This window comes from Kineococcus sp. G2 (assembly GCF_037154035.1).
Lineage (GTDB): Bacteria > Actinomycetota > Actinomycetes > Actinomycetales > Kineococcaceae > Kineococcus.
In genome coordinates this window covers 1-17,211 of record NZ_JBBBEM010000095.1, presented here as the reverse complement: position 1 = coordinate 17,211, position 17,211 = coordinate 1, and the positions used below count along the sequence as shown (strand labels likewise).

Sequence of the window (17,211 nt, the reverse complement as noted above, 5' to 3'; positions counted from 1 at the left end):
GCGGGCGGCAGCCTGACGGGGTGCGTCTGCGCCTCACGGTCGTCGGCGTCGGCGGCCCCGGGGGCACCGACGTCGTCGTCGACGCACCCGCGGGGACCCCGCTGTCGAGCGTGCGCGAACGGATCGAGGCCGTCACCGGGCCGTGGCCGGGGGTTCCGCGCGTGGCCGGGTCCTGCGTCGAGCACGCCCCGCTGGGTGCGACCCCGCTGCTGCGGGGCGCGGTCCTCGCCGTGGGCGCGGACCCGGTGGCCGGCGCACCCGCCGGTCCTCCCCCGCCGGCGGGTGCGCCCGCTGCTGCGGGCGCCGTGACCGTCGCGGTGACCTCCGGTCCCGACAGCGGTCACCGCGTCGACCTCCCGCCCGGCCGCCACGTCGTCGGCCGTGCCGGCGGTGCGACCGCTCCCGCCGTGGCCCTGGCCGACCCGGGGGTCTCCCGCGTCCACGCGGTGCTGGACGTGGCGGTGGACGGGTCCGTCACCGTCCACGACGCCGGCTCCCTCAACGGCACCGCCCTGCTGCTGCCCGGAGCGCGCCGCGAAGTGGCGCAGGCGCTGGTGCTGGAGCCGGGCGCCCGGCTGCTCGTCGGCTCCAGCGTGCTGCACGTGGCGCCACCCGCCGTGGAGGCTGCCGAGGTCAGACCGGACGGCGAGGGCCACCTGCTGCTGCACCGCGCACCCCGGCTGGGTCCCCCCGGCGCGGGCCCCGCTGCCCCGCCGCTGCGCTGGCCCGCCCCCGGCCCGGTGCGCGAACTGCCCGGCGTGCCGTGGCTGGCGCTGCTGGTGCCGCTCGCCGTGGCCGTGGTCCTGGCACTGGCGTGGTCCCCGCTGTCGCTGCTGCTCGGCCTGGCTTCCCCGGTCCTGGCCGGTGGGCACTGGCTGTCCCAGCGCCGCGGGGTGGGCGCCGCCCGCGAGCGCGACGCGGTCGCTCTCAGCGCCGCCCGCGAGCGGGTGCGCGCCGCGCACGCGCGGTCCCTCGCCGACGAGCACCGCCGCCGGCACGACGCCGCACCCGGGCCGGCCGACGTGCTGGCCCAGTGCGTGCACCTGGGCAGCCGCCTGCACGAGCGCACCCGCACCGCGCCCGACGCCCTGCTGCTGCGCGTGGGGCTCGGGCGCGTGCGCGCGGCGAGCGCCGTGGTCGTCGAGGAGCCCGTGGCGACCGGCGGGGAGCCGGCGGCCGCGGAGCCACCGCCCGGGGGCGACCTCGACGACGTCCCGGTCACCGTCGACCTGACGGCGGGTCCGCTGGGGGTGGCGGGCCCGCGTCCGCTGGCGCTGGCGGTGCTGCGTCAGCTCGTCGGGCAGGTGGTCGCCTGGCACGGCCCCGAGGAGGCCGGCCTCGCCCTCGCCGGGGACCGCGCGGACTGGCGCTGGCTGGACCTGCTGCCCCACGCGGGGTCCGACCACGCGGCACCCGACCAGGCGGCACCCGACCAGGCGGGGTCCGCCCGGTCGGGTGCGGGCGGTGACGGCCGGGTGCTGCCCGCGCTGGCCGCCGAGCTGGAGCGGCGCCGCGACGCCCGCACCGCGCGCGGCGGCGGGCCCGGCGCGACCCCGCGACCGGTGGTCCTCCTCGTCGACGGCTCCGCGGACCGGCGCGCCGACCCGCACCTGACCCTGCTGCTGCGCGAGGGCGCGACCGAGGGGCTGCACGTGCTGTGCCTGGACACCGACCGCGCACGCCTGCCGGCGGAGTGCACCGCGGTGCTGGAACTGGCGGCCGACGCGTCCGGCGACGCCGTGCTGCACCCCTCGGGCGCCGCCGCGGTACCGGTGCGCGCCGACGCCGTGCGGGAGGACTGGGCCTGGGCGCTGGCCCGCGCCCTGGCGCCCGTGCGCGACGCCGCCCCGGCCGGTGCGGCCGGGGTGCCGCGGAGCGTCGCGCTGCTGCCCCTGCTGGGCTGGCCGGCCGCACCCGCGGGCGCCCCCGCCGTGGACCCGGTAGCGCTCGCGGACGCCTGGGAGCGGCGCGCGCCCGGGGCCGTGGCGGTGCTGGGAGCCACCGCGAGCGGCCCGTGCCGGCTGGACCTCGTGGCCGACGGCCCGCACGTCCTGGTGGCCGGGACGACCGGTTCCGGCAAGTCGGTGCTCCTGCAGGCGCTGGTGACCAGCCTGGCGCTGCAGGCGCCGCCGGACGCGGTGCGGTTCGTGCTGGTGGACTACAAGGGCGGCGCGGCCTTCGCCGGCTGCACGGACCTGCCGCACGTGGCGGGCCTGGTCACCGACCTCGACGAGCACCTCGCGCGACGGGTGCTGCGCAGCCTGCGGGCCGAGGTGCGCCGCCGCGAGGCCGTGCTGGGGGCGGCGGGTGCGGCCGACGTGGCGGACGTGGCGGCGTCCTCCCCGGCTGCGGCGGACCTGCCCCGGCTGGTCGTCGTCGTCGACGAGTTCCGGGTGCTGGCGCAGGAGCTGCCGGAGTTCGTCGACGGCCTGGTGCGGCTGGCGGCCGTGGGGCGTTCCCTGGGCGTGCACCTGGTGCTGGCCACGCAGCGGCCCGCCGGTGCGGTCAGCCCGGAGATCCGCGCCAACACCAACGCCCGCGTCGCCCTGCGCGTGCAGGACCGCGCCGACGCCGAGGACGTCGTCGGTGACCCGTCACCGGCGTCCTTCGGCGGCGACGTGCCGGGGCGGGCCGTGCTGCGCCGCGGGGGTGGCGGGCTGGAGCTGTTCCAGACCGCGCTGCTGGCGGCGGGTGACGACCCGTCGGAGGTGCGGGTGCGGCGGGCGGACGAGACCGCCGCACCGGGCGCCGGGACCGCGCACCGCGCGGGTGCGCTCGCGGGGGTGGTCGCCGCCGCGCGGACGGCGGCGGCGCTGCGCGGGCGGCCCGTGTCCGCCGCGCCGTGGTTGCCGCCGTTGCCGGCGCACGTGCCGGTGGCGGAGCTGCCGCGCCCGGCGGCGGGTGCGGCGGTGCTGCCGTGGGGGTTGCTCGACCTGCCCGACGAGCAGCGGCGCGCGGGCGCCGCGTGGGACCTGGCGGCCGGCGAGCACCTCCTCGTGGTCGGCGCCGTGCGCAGCGGGCGGAGCACGCTGCTGCGGGCCCTGGCCGAGGCGGCCGCCCACGAGCACGCGGAGGTGAGCGTGCTGGACGGCGGTGGCGCCCTGGCCGACCTGGCGGACCGGGCGCACGTGGGTTCGGTGGTGGGGCGCTCCGAGCCGTGGCGCGCGGGCCGCCTGCTGCAGCGCCTCGTCGAGGAGGTGCAGCGCCGCCGGGAGCTGTTCGCGCAGCTGGGGGTGCGCGACCTGGAGGCGGCGCGGCGGGTACCGGGAGCGGGGCGGCTGCCGCACCTGGTGCTGCTCGCCGACGGCTGGGACGGCTGGGCCACCGACCTGGCGGGCGTGGACCTGGGCGCACCGGTGGAGGCGTTCACCCGCCTGCTGCGCGAGGGCAGCGCCGCGGGCGTGCGCGTGGCCGTCACCGGGGACCGCGCCCTGCTGACCTCCTCCGTGGCCGCGGCGGCCGGCGAGGTGGTCCTGCTGCGCCTGGCCGACCGCGCGGACGCGGCGCTGGTGGGGGTGCCCGCCCAGCGGGTGCCCGTCGTCCAGCCGGCGGGCAGGGGCCTGCTGGTGCGCGACCGGGAGGCCGCCGAGGTGCAGGTCGCCGCCCCCGGTCCCTCCCCGGCACCGGTGGGGTCCGCGCGACGGCGCGCGCTGGTGCGGGTGCGGGCGCTGCCGGCCTCGGTGCCGGTGGAGCGGCTGCCGGTCCTCGCGGGCACCACCGTGCCGCTCGGCGTGGGCGGGGACGACGCGTCCCCGGTGCTGGTGGACCTGGCCGGCGGGGTGCTCGTGTGCGGCCCGGCCCGCAGCGGGCGGACGACCGCGCTGCGGGCGGTGGCCGCAGCGCTGGCGCGTCGCGACGATCCGCCCCCGGTGGCCGTGGTCACGGCCGATCGCGCCGCCCGGGCCGCCTTCCCCGGCGCGGTGTGGACCGGTGCGCAGGACGCCGAGGGGCTGCGCCGGGTGGTGGAGACCCCTGGAGCCGTCGTGCTCGTGGACGACGCCACCCGCGCGCTGCCGCCGGCGGTGGAGGACGTGCTGCTGGCGGTGTCGCGGGGCGGGCCGGGCGGTGCGGTGCTGGTGGCCGCGGCCGACGGCACCGAGGTCGCCGCGGCCTTCCGCGGGCTGCCCGCGCAGCTGCGCGCGGCCCGCACCGCGGTGCTGCTGGGACGCGGTGGCCAGGTTCCCGCCGACGTCCTCGGCCGGCGCGCGGTGCTCGCACCGGCCGCCGGCCCCGGGGCCGGCTTCGCCGTCACCGACGGCACCTGGACCTCGGTGCGGGTGGCGCTCCCGGACGGCTCACCCCCGCCGCCTACGGTGGAGCGGTGAGCACCACCGAGGACGTGACCACCACACCGGCCGGCGTGCGGCTGCGGGAGGCGACACCCGCGGACGGCGAGGTGATCGCCCAGCTCGTCCGGGAGCTGGCCGAGTACGAGCGCGAACCGTCGGCCGCCACGGCCACCGGCGACGACTTCGCCCGGGCGCTGGAGCCGGGCAGCGGCATCGGCTGCCTGCTCGCCGAGGTGGACGGTCCCACCGGTGCCGAGGTGGCCGGGATGGCGCTGTGGTACACCACCTTCTCGACCTGGCAGGGCCAGCGGGGCATGTGGCTGGAGGACCTGTACGTGCGTCCCGAGCACCGCCGCCGCGGCATCGCCCGCTCCTTCTTCGGCCGACTGGGGACGCTGTGCGCCGAGCGCGGCTACGGCCGCCTGGAGTGGTGGGTGCTGGACTGGAACACCCCCGCCCACGCCTTCTACCGCACCCTGGGTGCCGCACCGCAGGAGGAGTGGACCGTGTGGCGCCTGGACGGCGAGGGCCTGGCCCGGCTGGCGCCACCGGGGCACCACCCCCGCCCCTGATGGCCCGCCCGGCCGGAACGTGACGGACCGTCACGCTGTGAACGCCCCGCCCGTGCGAAGCTGCACCGTGCACCCGGTTCACCGCCGGAGCCGCCCGGGCACCACCCCGCCCCCGACCCCCGCGCAGCACGCCGGCCCACCGGGCCGGCCCCGAGAGGACTCCCACGTGTCGACCACCACGGCCGTCGAGCAGGCCAGCGACCTCGTCGAGCTCCGCGTGCCCGCGGACCCCGCCTACCTGACGGTGGTGCGCACCGCGAGCGCCGGACTGGCCGCGCGGCTCGACCTGACGCTCGACGAGATCGAGGACCTGCGCATCGCGGTCGACGAGGCGTGCACGCTGCTGCTGGACCCGGCGGCGGGTGCTCAGCACCTGGTCGCCACGTTCCGCCTGGGCGACGGGAGCCTGGAGGTGGAGGTGCGGGGACCCGCGCGTGAGCTGCCCGAGCGTTCCAGCTTCGCCTGGGCCGTGCTGGAGGCCCTGGTCGGTGAGGTCTTCACCGGCACGTCCTCCTCCGGCGCCTGGATCGTGCTGCGGCACAGCAAGGGCGCAGGCGGCGCGCCGGGCGCGCCGTCGGGGGCCGTGTGAGCGGCGACCCCGCGGCCGGCGCGGCGGCGTCCCCGCTGCCGGCGGCGCGGGGGACCCGCGGGGGCGGCGCACCCGGTGAGCCGCCGGTCGACGCACCCCCGGCGGACGAGCTGCCCGACGAGCACCACCGCGCGCCGCAGCCGGAGGAGGCGTCGCTGCACGAACTGCTGGCGCGCCTGCCCGCGGACGACCCCGAACGGGCGCGGGTGCGCGAGGAGCTGACCCGCCGCCACCTGCCGCTGGCCGAGCACCTGGCGGCGCGCTTCCACGGGCGCGGGGAACCGCACGACGACCTCGTGCAGGTGGCCACCATCGGCCTGCTGAAGGCGCTGGACCGCTTCGACCCCGAGCGGGGCGTGCCGTTCGGCGCCTACGCCGTGCCCACGATGCTGGGGGAGATCAAGCGGCACTTCCGCGACCGCGGGTGGGCGATGCGGGTGCCGCGGCGCGTGCAGGAGGCCGGGCGGGCCCTGTCCGACGCGCGCGAGGCGCTGACCCACGAGCTGGGGCGCGCGCCGACGATCGCGGAGCTCGCCGCGCGCACCGGGCAGGACGCCGACGAGGTCGTGGAGACGCTGGAGTCGGCGAACGCCTACGCCACCCTGCCCCTGGACACCGGTTCGCCCACCTCCCCCGTCGCCTCCCTCGGCAGCGTGGACGACCGCCTGGAGAACGTGGAGAACCGCGAGGCGCTGCGGCCGCTGCTGTCGTCGCTGGCCCCCCGCGAGCGGCGCATCCTGGCCCTGCGCTTCGTGCGCGGCATGTCGCAGGCGCAGATCGCCGCCGAGGTGGGGATCTCGCAGATGCACGTCTCCCGGCTGCTCGCCCGCACCCTGACCCAGTTGCGCGAGGGGCTGGGCCCGCAGCAGGAGTGAGCGCCGCGGCGGGCGGCTGCCGGCGGTGCGGGGTCAGCGGGACAGCTGGGCCGACACCGGGGGCAGGAACAACCCCACGAGCACCAGGGCTGCCGGCACCACCAGCAGCACCCCCAGCCAGGGCGCGCCGCCGCTGAAGGCCGGCCACCCGGCCGCCAGCTGCAGCAGCTGCCACACCAGCACCGGTGAGCGGGCCCACGCCGCCCGCTGCAGCAGCCCGTGCGCGCACAGGGCGAGGCCGGCGGCGAAGGCCAGGGTCGTCAGCGTGAGCACCACGGCGGCCACCGGCTCGGTGGCGTCCTCCACCAGCAGCCCGTGCGCGAGGTAGGCGGCACCGGCCACGAGGAGCACCGCCTCCAGCACGACGACCACGGCGACGGCGGTCAGCAGTGGCGAACGAGCGGGTCCACCCCCACGCTGGGAGGAGGGACGGGGCGCGGCACGGTCGGGCACGAGGAGCACCGTAAGGCCGCTCGCCCCCGGCGGTCGCCGGCCGCACCGCCGCACCGAGCGGTTCCCGGGCCCGGAACCCCGGGCTCTCACCGTCCTAGGTCCCTGGGATTGCCGAAAGGGGTCGTCCGTGTTAAGTCCGTGTGACGAACCTGACACGGGTTCTCCACGACCCGTCGGTGCCCCCCTCTTGTGGGACGCGCCGCGGAGTGTGAACCTTGATGCCGACGCGATCCCCGACGCACGTCACCCCCGATCCCTCGAGGACCAGGGCCCGTGCGTCCAGGCACCGCCGGCGCTGCCGGTGCTCAGGGATCCCGCGTGACACCCGTGTGACAGCGGACCGTCGCGCGCACTGAGACCGCAACGCGAAGAAGGAGTGGACCCCCCATGGACTGGCGCCACCGTGCTGCCTGCCTCGACGAAGACCCCGAGCTGTTCTTCCCCATCGGCAACACCGGCCCGGCCATCCTGCAGATCGAGGAGGCCAAGGCCGTCTGCCGGCGCTGCGAGGTCGTGGACAGCTGCCTGAAGTGGGCGCTGGAGACCGGCCAGGACTCCGGCGTCTGGGGCGGCATGAGCGAGGACGAGCGCCGTGCCCTCAAGCGCCGCGCCGCCCGCGCCCGCCGCGCCGGCTGACACCGGCTCCCGGCCGCCCCGCGCGGCCGCCGAGGAGGGCCCCCACCCACCGGGTGGGGGCCCTCCTCGCGTGCGGCCGGCGCGCCGGCGGGCGACCTCACCGGCTGCGCACGCTCCCCAGCGGCGACGAGCCGCGCCGCACCCGCACGTCCAGGCGCACCTGCGTGCCGCCGGACTCGCCGGGCCCGAACTCCATCCGCCCGCGCAGCTCCCCCGCCACCAGGGACCGCACGATCTGCGTGCCCAGGCCGGAGCGCCCCACCTGGAAGTCCTCCGGCAGGCCCACCCCGTCGTCGCTGACCACGACCTCCAGGCGGTCCTCGCCGGTGTGCTCGACCTTGACCACGACGGTGCCGGCGCGCCCGGCCCCGAAGCCGTGCTCGACGGCGTTGGTGACCAGCTCGGTGAGCACCAGCGCCAGCGCCGTGGCGTCCTCCTGGCGCACCTCGCCGAAGCGGCCCTCGCGCACCGTGCGCACCCGCTCGGCGTTCGACATCGCCACCTCGGCAGCCATCATCAGGCAGCGGTCCAGGACCTGGTCGAAGTCGACGTTCTCGTCGATGCCCTGCGACAGCGTCTCGTGCACCGTCGCGATGGTCTCCACCCGGCGCATCGCCTCCTGCAGCGCCGAACGCCCTTCCTCGGACGTGATGCGCCGCGCCTGCAGCCGCAGCAGCGCCGCCACGGTCTGCAGGTTGTTCTTGACGCGGTGGTGCACCTCCCGGATCGTCGCGTCCTTCGTCATCAGCTCGCGCTCGCGGCGGCGCAGCTCGGACACGTCGCGCACCAGCAGCAGCGCCGCCACCCGCGTCGGCGGGCCACCGCCCTCGCGGCGCGTCAGCGGGATGGCGCGCATCGCCAGGGTGGCGGCCTCGGTCTCCAGGTCGGTGCGCCACGGCGCCCGGCCGGTGACCACCAGCGGCAGCGACTCGTCCACCGGCAGGTGGCTGGCCGCCAGCGACGACGCCACCTCGGCCAGGTTCGCCCCCACCAGCTCGCCGATGAGCCCGGCGCGGTGGAACGCCGACAGGGCGTTGGGGCTGGCGTAGGTGACCACGCCGTCGGCGTCCAGGCGCAGCATCCCGTCCCCCACCCGGGGTGCGCCGCGCCGCGGGCCGGTGGGGGCCGACGTCTGCGGGAAGTCCCCCACGGCGATCATGCGCGTGAGGTCGTCGGCGCACTTGACGTAGTTCAGCTCCAGTCGGCTGGGCGTGCGGGAGGTCGCCAGGTTGGTGTGGCGGGCCAGCACCCCGAGCACGACGCCCTCGCGCACCACCGGGATCGTCTCCTCGCGCACCGGCACGTCGTCGTCCCACTCGGGGTCGCGGCCGCGCAGGCTGCGCGCCTCGTCGAAGGTGGTGTCCACCTGCGGGCGGCGGCCGCGCTCCAGGACCGCGCCGACCACGTCGTCGTAGTGCACGGTGGGCCCGGTGGTGGGCCGGCAGTGCGCCACCGCCACGAAGTGCTGCCGGTCCGCCGACGGCACCCACAGCACGAGGTCCGCGAAGGACAGGTCGGAGATCAGCTGCCAGTCGCCGACGAGCAACCGGAGCCACTCGGCCTCGGCGGGGCCCAGGCCGGTCTCGGACTGCAGCAGGTCAGCCATGGTGGGCACCTCCGAAGCCTACGGCGCGCCCGCCGCAGCACGATCACCCCGTCCGCCCCGGCGACCGCTCACCCCGCCCGCACCACCGAGCGCAGCACCCGCAGCGCCACCGACAGCGACGCCAGGTCGCTGCGCCCGGACGCCGCGACCTCCTGCAGGGTGGCGCGCGCACGCCGCACCGCCGGGGCGTGCGACTCCTCCCACGCCCCCACCGCCGCCGCGGCGCCCACCCCGCTCGCGTGCTCCAGCACGGAGGCCGTCAGGTCCCGCAGCACCCCGTACAGGTCCTCGCGCAGCGCGGCCCGGGCCAGCGAGTGCCACCGGTCCTCCCTGCTCAGCTCGGCGATGCTGCTCAGCAGCGTCTCCACGTCCAGGCGACCGGACAGCTCGAACCAGACGTCGGCCACCTCGGCCGGTTCGCGACCGGTGGCACCGGCCACCTCCACCACGTCCAGCAGCGCGAAGGTCGGCAGCAGCGACGCCACCCGCAGCGCCTCACCGGCCGGCACCCCGGCGGCGGCGAACCCCTCCGCGTCCACCCGCACCACGGCCGCGTCCTCCCCGCGCGCCAGCTCCGGCACCCGCGGGGCCAGCTCGCCGACCGGGCCGGCGAAGCGGGCGACCTCGGCAGCCACGTCCACGCCCTCCGGACGCGAGTGCAGCAACCAGCGCACGCTGCGGTCCAGCAGGCGCTGCGCCCGCTGGCGCATGCGCGCCTGCACCTCGGCCGCCACGCGCCCGTCGAGGGCCTCCACGGCCGCCGCCCGCTCGTCCAGCCCGAACACGCGCGCCGCCACGGCGAAGGCGCGGACCACGTCCGCCGGCTCCGCCCCGGTCTCCTCCGCCGCGCGGAACGCGAACGTGAGCCCACCGGTGCCCACGACCCGGTTCACCAGGACCGTCGTGGCGATCTCGCGGCGCAGCGGGTGCTCGAGCAGGTGCTCACCGAACCGCTCCACCAGCTCCGCGGGGAAGTAGGACCGCAACGCGTCCTCGACCCAGCCCTCGTCCGGCAGCGGCGAGGCCAGCACCGCCCGGCCCAGGGAGATCTTCGCGTACGCGATCAGCACCGACAGCTCCGGCATCGTCAGCCCGCGCCCCTCCCGCGCGCGACGGTCTAGGTCCTCCGCGGACGGCAGCGCCTCCAGCCGGCGGTCCAGCTCCCCGCTGCGCTGCAGCGCCTCCAGCATCCGGCGGTGCGCCGGCAGCAGACCGGCCGCGAAGGTGCCCTCCACGCTGAGCGCGACGTTCTGCTCGTAGTTGTCCCGCAGCACCAGGCGGCCGACCTCGTCGGTCATCCGCAGCAGCGTCGCGTCGCGGTCCGCGGCCTGCAGCTGCCCGCGGGTCACGAGCTGGTCCAGCAGGATCTTGATGTTGACCTCGTGGTCGCTGCAGTCCACGCCGGCGGAGTTGTCGATGGCGTCGGTGTTCAGCTTCACGCCCTGCCCACCGCGACCGGCGGTGGCCGCCTCGATCCGCCCGCGCTGGGTCAGGCCGAGGTTGCCGCCCTCACCCACGACCCGGACCCGCAACTGCGCGCCGTCCACGCGCACCGCGTCGTTGGCCTTGTCGCCCACCTCGGCGTGCGACTCGGTGGACGCCTTGACGTAGGTGCCGATGCCGCCGTTCCAGAACAGGTCCACCGGGGCGGTGAGGATCGCACGCACCAGCTCGATCGGCGTCAGGGCGCTCACCCCCGCCTGAAGGCCGAGGCTGCGGGCCACCTGCTCGCTGATCGGCACCGACTTCGCGCTGCGGCTGTACACGCCGCCGCCGGCGCTGATCAGGGAGCGGTCGTAGTCCGCCCACGACGAGCGCGGCAGCTCGAACAGCCGGCGCCGCTCGGCGTACGAGGCCTCCGGGTCGGGGTCCGGGTCCAGGAACACGTGGCGGTGGTCGAACGCCGCCACCAGCCGCAGCTGCCGGCTCAGCAGCATCCCGTTGCCGAACACGTCGCCGCTCATGTCGCCCACGCCGACGACGGTGGTGGGCTCGGTCTGCACGTCGTGGCCGAGTTCGCGGAAGTGCCGGCGCACGCTCTCCCACGCCCCGCGCGCGGTGATGCCCATCGCCTTGTGGTCGTAGCCGACCGACCCGCCGGAGGCGAACGCGTCACCGAGCCAGAACCCGCGCGCCAGGGCGATCTCGTTGGCGGTGTCGGAGAACGTCGCGGTGCCCTTGTCGGCGGCGACCACGAGGTACGGGTCGTCGCCGTCGTAGCGCACCACGTCCACCGGCGGCACCACCCGGCGCCGCCCCTCCTCCGTGCGCAGGTCGTCGGTGACGTCCAGCAGACCGGAGATGAAGGTGCGGTAGCAGGCGGTGCCCTCCGCCCACCAGGCGTCGCGGTCCACGGAGGCGTCGGGCAGCTGCTTGGCGACGAAACCGCCCTTGGCGCCGGTGGGCACGATGACGGCGTTCTTCACCACCTGCGCCTTCACCAGTCCGAGGACCTCGGTGCGGAAGTCCTCGCGCCGGTCCGACCAGCGCAGGCCCCCCCGCGCCACCTCCCCGAAGCGCAGGTGCACGCCCTCCACCCGCGGGGAGTACACCCACACCTCCGCGTGCGGGACCGGTGCGGGCATCCCCTCCACCTGCGAGGGGTCGAGCTTGAACGACAGGTACGGGTGCGGTTCGCCGTCCGCACCGCACTGGTAGGCGTTGGTGCGCAGCACCGCCCGCACCACCGAGAACAGCGCCCGCAGGATCCGGTCGGCGTCCAGGCCCTCCACGCCGTCCAGCGCCCCCGTGGTCTCCTCCACGAGCGCTTCGACGACCTCCGCGCGCTGGCCGTCCTGCCCGGGCCGCGACGGCGCGAACCGCGCCTCGAACAGGCGCACGAGCGCGCGGGTGAGGCCCACGTCCCCCAGCAGGCAACCGGCGACGTACTCCACCGAGTACGCCAGCCCCACCTGCCGCAGGTAGCGCGTCAGCGCCCGCAGCACCGCCACCTGCCGCCAGGACAGCTGCGCGGCCAGCACCAGGCGGGCCAGGGCGTCGCTGTCGGCCGCGCCGCTCCACGCCGCGGCGAACGCCTCGCAGAAGCGCGCCCGCGCCGCCGCCGGGTCGGCGTCGAGGTTGCGCACGTCCACCGGCAACCGCAGACCCACGTCGTCCACCCACACCCGGCGGCCGTCCTCGCGCACCAGCACGTGCGGGCGCTCGTCGGTCACCTCCACCCCGAGGTCCGCCAGGAAGGGCAGCACCGCGCTGAGCGTGACCGGTGCGCTGCGGTAGGACGTCAGCCGCCACGTGCGCGGCTCCCCCTCGGCGTCGCGCAGGTCCAGGACGGGCGCCGCGTCGCCGTCCGGCCCGGTGCGGGTCAGCAGCTCCTCGGCCCGCTGCAGGTCGTGCACGGCCTGCGCGGGGTCCACCGCCGCGCGGTAGCTGCCCGGTACGCCCGCCGCCCAGCGGCGCACCAGCGCCGCCCCGGGCTCCTCCCCCAGCTCCGCGCGGGCCGCGTCCAGCAGGTCGTCGTCCCAGCTGCGGGTGGCGCGCGCCACCCGGGCCTCCAGCTCGGCCACGTCGACGTCCGGCAGCTCCTCGCCGGGGCGCGCGCGCACCACCACGTGCAGGCGCGCCAGCACGGACTCCGACACCCGCAGCGTGTGCTCCACGGACCCGCCGTCGAACGCCTCGCGCAGCAGCTCCTCGATGCGCGCACCGACCCGCGTGGTGTACCGGTCGCGCGGCAGGAACACCAGGCAGGACATGAACCGCCGGTAGGGGTCGCGGCGCACGAACAGGCGGGTGCGGCGGCGTTCCTGCAGGCGCAGCACCGCCAGCGAGGTGGCCAGGACGTGCTCCACGTCCGCCTGCAGCAGCTCATCGCGCGGGAACGTCTCCAGGATGCTCAGCAGGTCCTTCGCCGAGTGCCCGTCGGCGCCGAAGCCGGCGCGCGCCAGCACCTCGGAGACCTTCTCCGCCACCACCGGCACCTGCCGGACGGGGTCCGTGTACGCGCTGGAGGTGAACAGGCCCAGGAAGCGCCGCTCGCCGGTGACGCGGCCGGAGGCGTCGAACTTCTTCACGCCCACGTAGTCCAGGTAGGCGGGCCGGTGCACCGTGGCCCGCGCGTTCGCCTTCGTCACCACCAGCACCTGCGGCTCGGCGGCCTTCTCCCGCACCGGACCCGACAGCCGGCGCACGCGCCCCGTGCTGCGGCCCAGGCGTTCGGCCAGCACCCCCAGCCCGGTCTCCGGGCGGGCCGCGAGGACCACCTCACCGGCGTCCTCGCGCAGGTCGTACTCGCGGTAGCCGAGGAACGTGAAGCGGTCGTCGGCCATCCACCGCAGGAACCGCTCGGCCACCCGCAGCTCCTCGTCACCCACGCCCACCGGCGGGTCGAGCTGCAGCTCGTCGGCGAGCTGGGTGGCGCGCGCACGCATGGCCTGCCACCCCCGCACGGCGGCGCGCACGTCGTCGAGGACGTCCACGAGCTCCCGCTGCAGCCGTTCCCGGTCGTCGGCGCCGCTGTCCCGGTCGACCTCGATGCGGATCCAGCTCTCGGCCGGCTCCGACGGGGGCGCGGTCGCCACGTCGTGCAGGTCCTGCAGGGCCCCGTCGGGGTCGCGCCGCGCCGCCAGGCGCGGGTGCACGAGCAGGTGGATGCCGCGGCCGGTGCGCGTGAGCGCGGAGGTGAGGCTGTCGACGAGGAACGGCGTGTCGTCGGTGACGACCTCCACGACCGACCGCGACGGGCCGGCGCCCGCCTCCTCACCGGCCACGACCCGCACGAGCGTCGCGCCCGCCCCGCGCCTGCGCCCCAGCGCCAGGTGGGAGGAGACGGCGGCGGCCAGGTCCTGCGGCGCGCGCTCGCGCAGGTCCTCCACCGCGGTGTGCGCGAAGTAGTCCAGCAGCACGCGCTCGGCGGCCGTGGCGGGGCGCAGCGCCTCGGGCGCGGTGTTCCAGGCGGGCCCGCGCGCCGCGGCGGCCGAGCGCACGAGCGGCCGCAGCTCGGTGGTGGTCGAGAACTGGGTCGAGACGGGCATCACTGCTCCGGGTGGCCGGTGGCTTCGCCCTCCCGACCCTAGTGCCCTGCGCCCGGACGCACCGGTCGGGCGCCGCGAGGCGAGGGGTGCGCGAGCCCCGTACAGTCGCCGCGTGCCCACGCCGTTCACCGAGCGCTCCCCCCTGCCGGGCCCGCCCGAGGCCGTCTTCGCGCTGCTCACCGATCCCGGCTTCCTCGCCGAGCGGGCCGTGCGCTCGGGCGCCGTGGAGCACACCGAGGAGGTGGGCACCGAGGGCGGCGCGACGGTGGTGCGCAGCACCCGCACCGTCGGCACCGCCGGCCTGCCCCGCGTGGCCGCCGGTTACCTGGGCGCCACCGCCGTCGTGGAGCAGGTGGAGCGGTGGGGGGCGGCGGACCCCGACGGGTCCCGCGACGGCTCCCTGGAGCTGACGGTGCGCGGCGCGCCCGTGCGCTTGGAGGCCCGTGCGCGCCTGCGGCCCGCCGCGGAGGACGGCTGCGAGCACGAGCTCACCGGCGCGCTGTCCGTGGACGTGCCCCTGTTCGGCGCCAGCGTGGAGCAGGCCGCACTGCCGGGCCTGCTGGACCTCGTGCGCGCCGAGGTCCAGCTGGCTCGGGAGCGCCTCGCCGGCTGAGCGCTCCGGTCGCCGGTCCGGACGGCGTCGGGGCCCGCGGCTCAGGCCCCCGCGGCCAGCAGGAGGGGGAGCTCGGTCGCGTCGTACCAGAGCAGCTCGTGCCCCTCGGCCGACTCCACGGTGAAGCGGGCGTCGTCGTCGCCCGCGTCGGCCGCGGGCAGCGCCGCCACCGCGGCCCGCACGTCCTCCTCCGCGTCGCCGTCGTCGACGTGCACGCTCACCAGCGCACCGAGCGTCAGGTCCGAGTCCAGCACGACCCGGGAGCGCTCCGGAGCCGACCAGCCGGCGGCGTCCGGGCGGGGCAGCGCGCGCTCCGGCACCTCGAGGGCCAGCACGACCCGCCGGGGGGCGGTGCCGGCGGGCGCGGTGGCCAGCAGACGCAGGGACTGCTCGGCGGCGTCGCTCATCGCCGCGTACTCCAGCTCCTCCTCGAGCTCCCGCGGGTCCGCGTCGGCGTAGAACTCCCGCAGGGCCGGGGTGACGGCGTGGACGGCGGCGGGAGCCGCGGCCAGCACCCCGGAGGGTGCGGCCGCGGCCAGCGCGGTCAGGGTGGTGGGCCAGTAGACGCGCACCCTCAGTCCTCCTCGCCGGGGACGTCCCCCGCTCCGGGAACGTCCTCCTGCACCCCTGCGGCGTCGAGCACGGCGTCCTCGTCGGCCGTCTCCTCCGAGTCGTCGGAGCTCTCGGCGGCCGTCTCCTCCGAGTCGTCGGAGCTCTCGGCGGCCGTCTCCTCCGAGTCGTCGGAGCTCTCGGCGGCCGTCTCCTCCGAGTCGTCGGAGCTCTCGGCGGCCGTCTCCTCCGAGTCGTCGGAGCTCTCGTCGGCCGTCTCCTCCGAGTCGTCGAGGTCCTCGAAGTACTCCTCGTCGAAGACGACCCCGTCCAGCTCGGCGAGGCGCTCCGCAGCGTCCGTCTCGCCCTCGGCGTCCGCGCCGGCGGCCTTCTCCAGCCACTCCCGCGCCTCGGCCTCGCGCCCGACGGCGAGGAGGGCGTCGGCGTACGCGTACCAGAGGCGGGCTCGCCACGGAGCGCGGCCGGCGGCGCGCAGCTGCGGCACCTGCAGCGCGACGACGGCGGCTTCGCGCTGCCCGAGGTCCGCCCGGGCACCGGCGGCGACGATGAGCATCTCCACCTTCGCCGCCGGGTCGAGTCGCGCGACCTCCGGGGTGGAGGCCAGGTCCAGCGCGCGCTCCGGTCGCCCGAGACCGCGCTCGCAGTCAGCCATGAGCGGCAGGTAGCTGTCGTCCCCGGTCATGCGTCGCGCGGTGCGGAACTCCGCGAGGGCTTCGCGGAAGTGCCCGGCCTTGTACGCCGCGATCGCAGCGGCCTCGCGCACCGCGGCGATGCGTCCACCGCGCCGCTGCGCCGCCAGAGCGTGCTGCCAGGCGCGCTCGGGGTCGGTGTCGACGAGCCGCCCGCTCGCCACGAGGTGACGGGCGACCGCGTCCACGTTCTCGGCGGGCAGCCCCTGCAGCGAGCGCCGCACGTCGGGAGCCAGCTCCCGGCCGGTGATGTCGTCGGGGATGCGTGGACCGGCGGGACGAGCGGGGCGCGCCGAACGCGACTGCTCGTCACGACGGTCACCGTCGCGCTGGGGACGAGGGGGACGTGCACCACCCCGGACAGGACCGCGGTCGTCACGACGCGGACCACCGCGCTGCTCCCGTCGGTCGTCGCGCTGGCCGGCGTACGGACGCGGCCCACGCTGCTCACGCGAGGCCGTGCCACGCGGGTCCCTGGTACCCGTGCGCTCGCGGTCGCCGGAGGAGGTGCGATCGTCCCGGCGGAACCCGCGGTCCTCACCGCGCGCAGCCCGCTCGTCGCGCCGGGGCCCGCGGTCGCCCGTGCGGCCGGCGCCGCCGGGTCGCTCACCGGTGCGCTCCTGGGGGCGGCCGTCGCGGGACCACGGCCGGTCGCTGCGCTCCGGACGCGACGCTGCACCGCTCTGACGGCGTTCGTCCCGTCCACGCTCGCGCTGGTCGCGGCCGGAGGAGGTGCGATCGTCCCGCTGCCAGCGTCCGCCCTGCGGACGATCAGCCGCAGGAGCACCCCACCGGGGACGCTTCTCCGCAGCGCCACCGCTGCTGCGACCCGCTGCGTCACGCACCCCCCGGCCAGGCCGTTCGGCACCACCGCCCGCGGGGCGGCGTACGCCCTGCGAGCCGTCCGACCGAGAGGTGGTGGAGCCGTCACGGCGAGGGCGTTCGGTGCGGTCACGGCCGCTCGCGCCGTCACGGGGAGAACCACCGGAGGCGGGACCACGACGAGGAGCACCGTCACGACGGTCGGGCGACGAGGAGCGGGGGCCTCGACCGGTGGGCGCACCGCCCTGGCGCGGGCGGCCACCACCGGAGGCGGGACGCCCCTCGTCACGGCCCCTGGGCCGGGATTCAGACATGCCGTTCTCCCACCTGCCCGCAGCGTGCGGGCTCCTCGTCGCTGTTCAGATGTCGTGCGTACCACCAGGCTCTCACGCAACCTGGAAGGCGCTGAAACGAACGCGGGGAGCTCACCCGAAGGTGAGCTCCCCGCAAGTGCTCTCGCACCACTTCTCACAAGAGTGAGTGGCCGGCGGTGACCTACTCTCCCA

At 77.2% G+C, this 17,211-nt stretch carries 11 protein-coding genes; 6 read left to right on the top strand and 5 right to left on the bottom strand.

The features are described 5' to 3' along the window. Positions 1-20: 20 nt before the first annotated feature. From V9U69_RS13995 to V9U69_RS13980, 4 genes are all read left to right on the top strand, one after another. On the top strand, positions 21-4,325 hold the full coding sequence (locus tag V9U69_RS13995; RefSeq protein WP_337062442.1) for an FtsK/SpoIIIE domain-containing protein: 4,305 nt from the start codon (positions 21-23) through the stop codon (positions 4,323-4,325). Further along, a complete protein-coding gene (locus V9U69_RS13990) occupies positions 4,322-4,861 on the top strand; it encodes a GNAT family N-acetyltransferase (protein WP_337062441.1) in 540 nt (179 codons plus the stop codon). Before V9U69_RS13995 ends, V9U69_RS13990 begins: the two co-directional genes overlap by 4 nt. A gap of 166 nt (positions 4,862-5,027) precedes the next feature. After that, positions 5,028-5,450 carry an ATP-binding protein gene (locus V9U69_RS13985; RefSeq protein WP_337062439.1) on the top strand — a complete coding sequence of 141 codons (423 nt, stop codon included), beginning with the start codon at positions 5,028-5,030 and terminating at the stop codon, positions 5,448-5,450. Next, positions 5,447-6,325 (top strand): SigB/SigF/SigG family RNA polymerase sigma factor, encoded by an 879-nt coding sequence (locus tag V9U69_RS13980; RefSeq protein WP_337062438.1) that lies wholly within the window; start codon positions 5,447-5,449, stop codon positions 6,323-6,325. The genes V9U69_RS13985 and V9U69_RS13980 overlap by 4 nt, the downstream gene beginning before the upstream one ends. A gap of 33 nt (positions 6,326-6,358) precedes the next feature. On the opposite strand, the gene V9U69_RS13975 is transcribed toward V9U69_RS13980, so the two are convergent. After that, the gene (locus V9U69_RS13975) at positions 6,359-6,778 is read right to left on the bottom strand and encodes a hypothetical protein (RefSeq protein ID WP_337062437.1); all 420 of its coding nucleotides are present in this window, start codon (positions 6,776-6,778) and stop codon (positions 6,359-6,361) included. Positions 6,779-7,165: 387 nt separating this feature from the next. Between V9U69_RS13975 and V9U69_RS13970 the strand changes: the two genes are divergently transcribed. Next, positions 7,166-7,414, top strand: a complete 249-nt coding sequence (locus tag V9U69_RS13970; RefSeq protein WP_166610479.1) for a WhiB family transcriptional regulator — start codon at positions 7,166-7,168, stop codon at positions 7,412-7,414. A 97-nt stretch (positions 7,415-7,511) separates the two neighbouring features. Here the strand turns inward: V9U69_RS13970 and V9U69_RS13965 are convergent, their stop codons facing one another. Together V9U69_RS13965 and V9U69_RS13960 are read right to left on the bottom strand one after the other, a co-directional pair. Continuing rightward, the gene (locus tag V9U69_RS13965) at positions 7,512-9,020 is read right to left on the bottom strand and encodes a sensor histidine kinase (protein ID WP_337062519.1); all 1,509 of its coding nucleotides are present in this window, start codon (positions 9,018-9,020) and stop codon (positions 7,512-7,514) included. Positions 9,021-9,088: 68 nt separating this feature from the next. Beyond that, on the bottom strand, positions 9,089-14,011 hold the full coding sequence (locus V9U69_RS13960; protein ID WP_337062436.1) for an NAD-glutamate dehydrogenase: 4,923 nt from the start codon (positions 14,009-14,011) through the stop codon (positions 9,089-9,091). Positions 14,012-14,123: 112 nt separating this feature from the next. On the opposite strand from V9U69_RS13960, the gene V9U69_RS13955 reads away from it, so the two are divergent. Then, positions 14,124-14,624 (top strand): DUF2505 domain-containing protein, encoded by a 501-nt coding sequence (locus V9U69_RS13955; RefSeq protein WP_337062435.1) that lies wholly within the window; start codon positions 14,124-14,126, stop codon positions 14,622-14,624. Between the two features lie 41 nt (positions 14,625-14,665). Here the strand turns inward: V9U69_RS13955 and V9U69_RS13950 are convergent, their stop codons facing one another. Both V9U69_RS13950 and V9U69_RS13945 read right to left on the bottom strand, forming a co-directional pair. After that, the gene (locus V9U69_RS13950; protein ID WP_337062434.1) at positions 14,666-15,196 is read right to left on the bottom strand and encodes a DUF6912 family protein; all 531 of its coding nucleotides are present in this window, start codon (positions 15,194-15,196) and stop codon (positions 14,666-14,668) included. Positions 15,197-15,198: 2 nt separating this feature from the next. Continuing rightward, positions 15,199-16,107: a hypothetical protein gene (locus V9U69_RS13945; RefSeq protein ID WP_337062433.1), complete on the bottom strand. Its 909-nt coding sequence runs from the start codon at positions 16,105-16,107 to the stop codon at positions 15,199-15,201. Between the last annotated feature and the right edge of the window lie 1,104 nt (positions 16,108-17,211).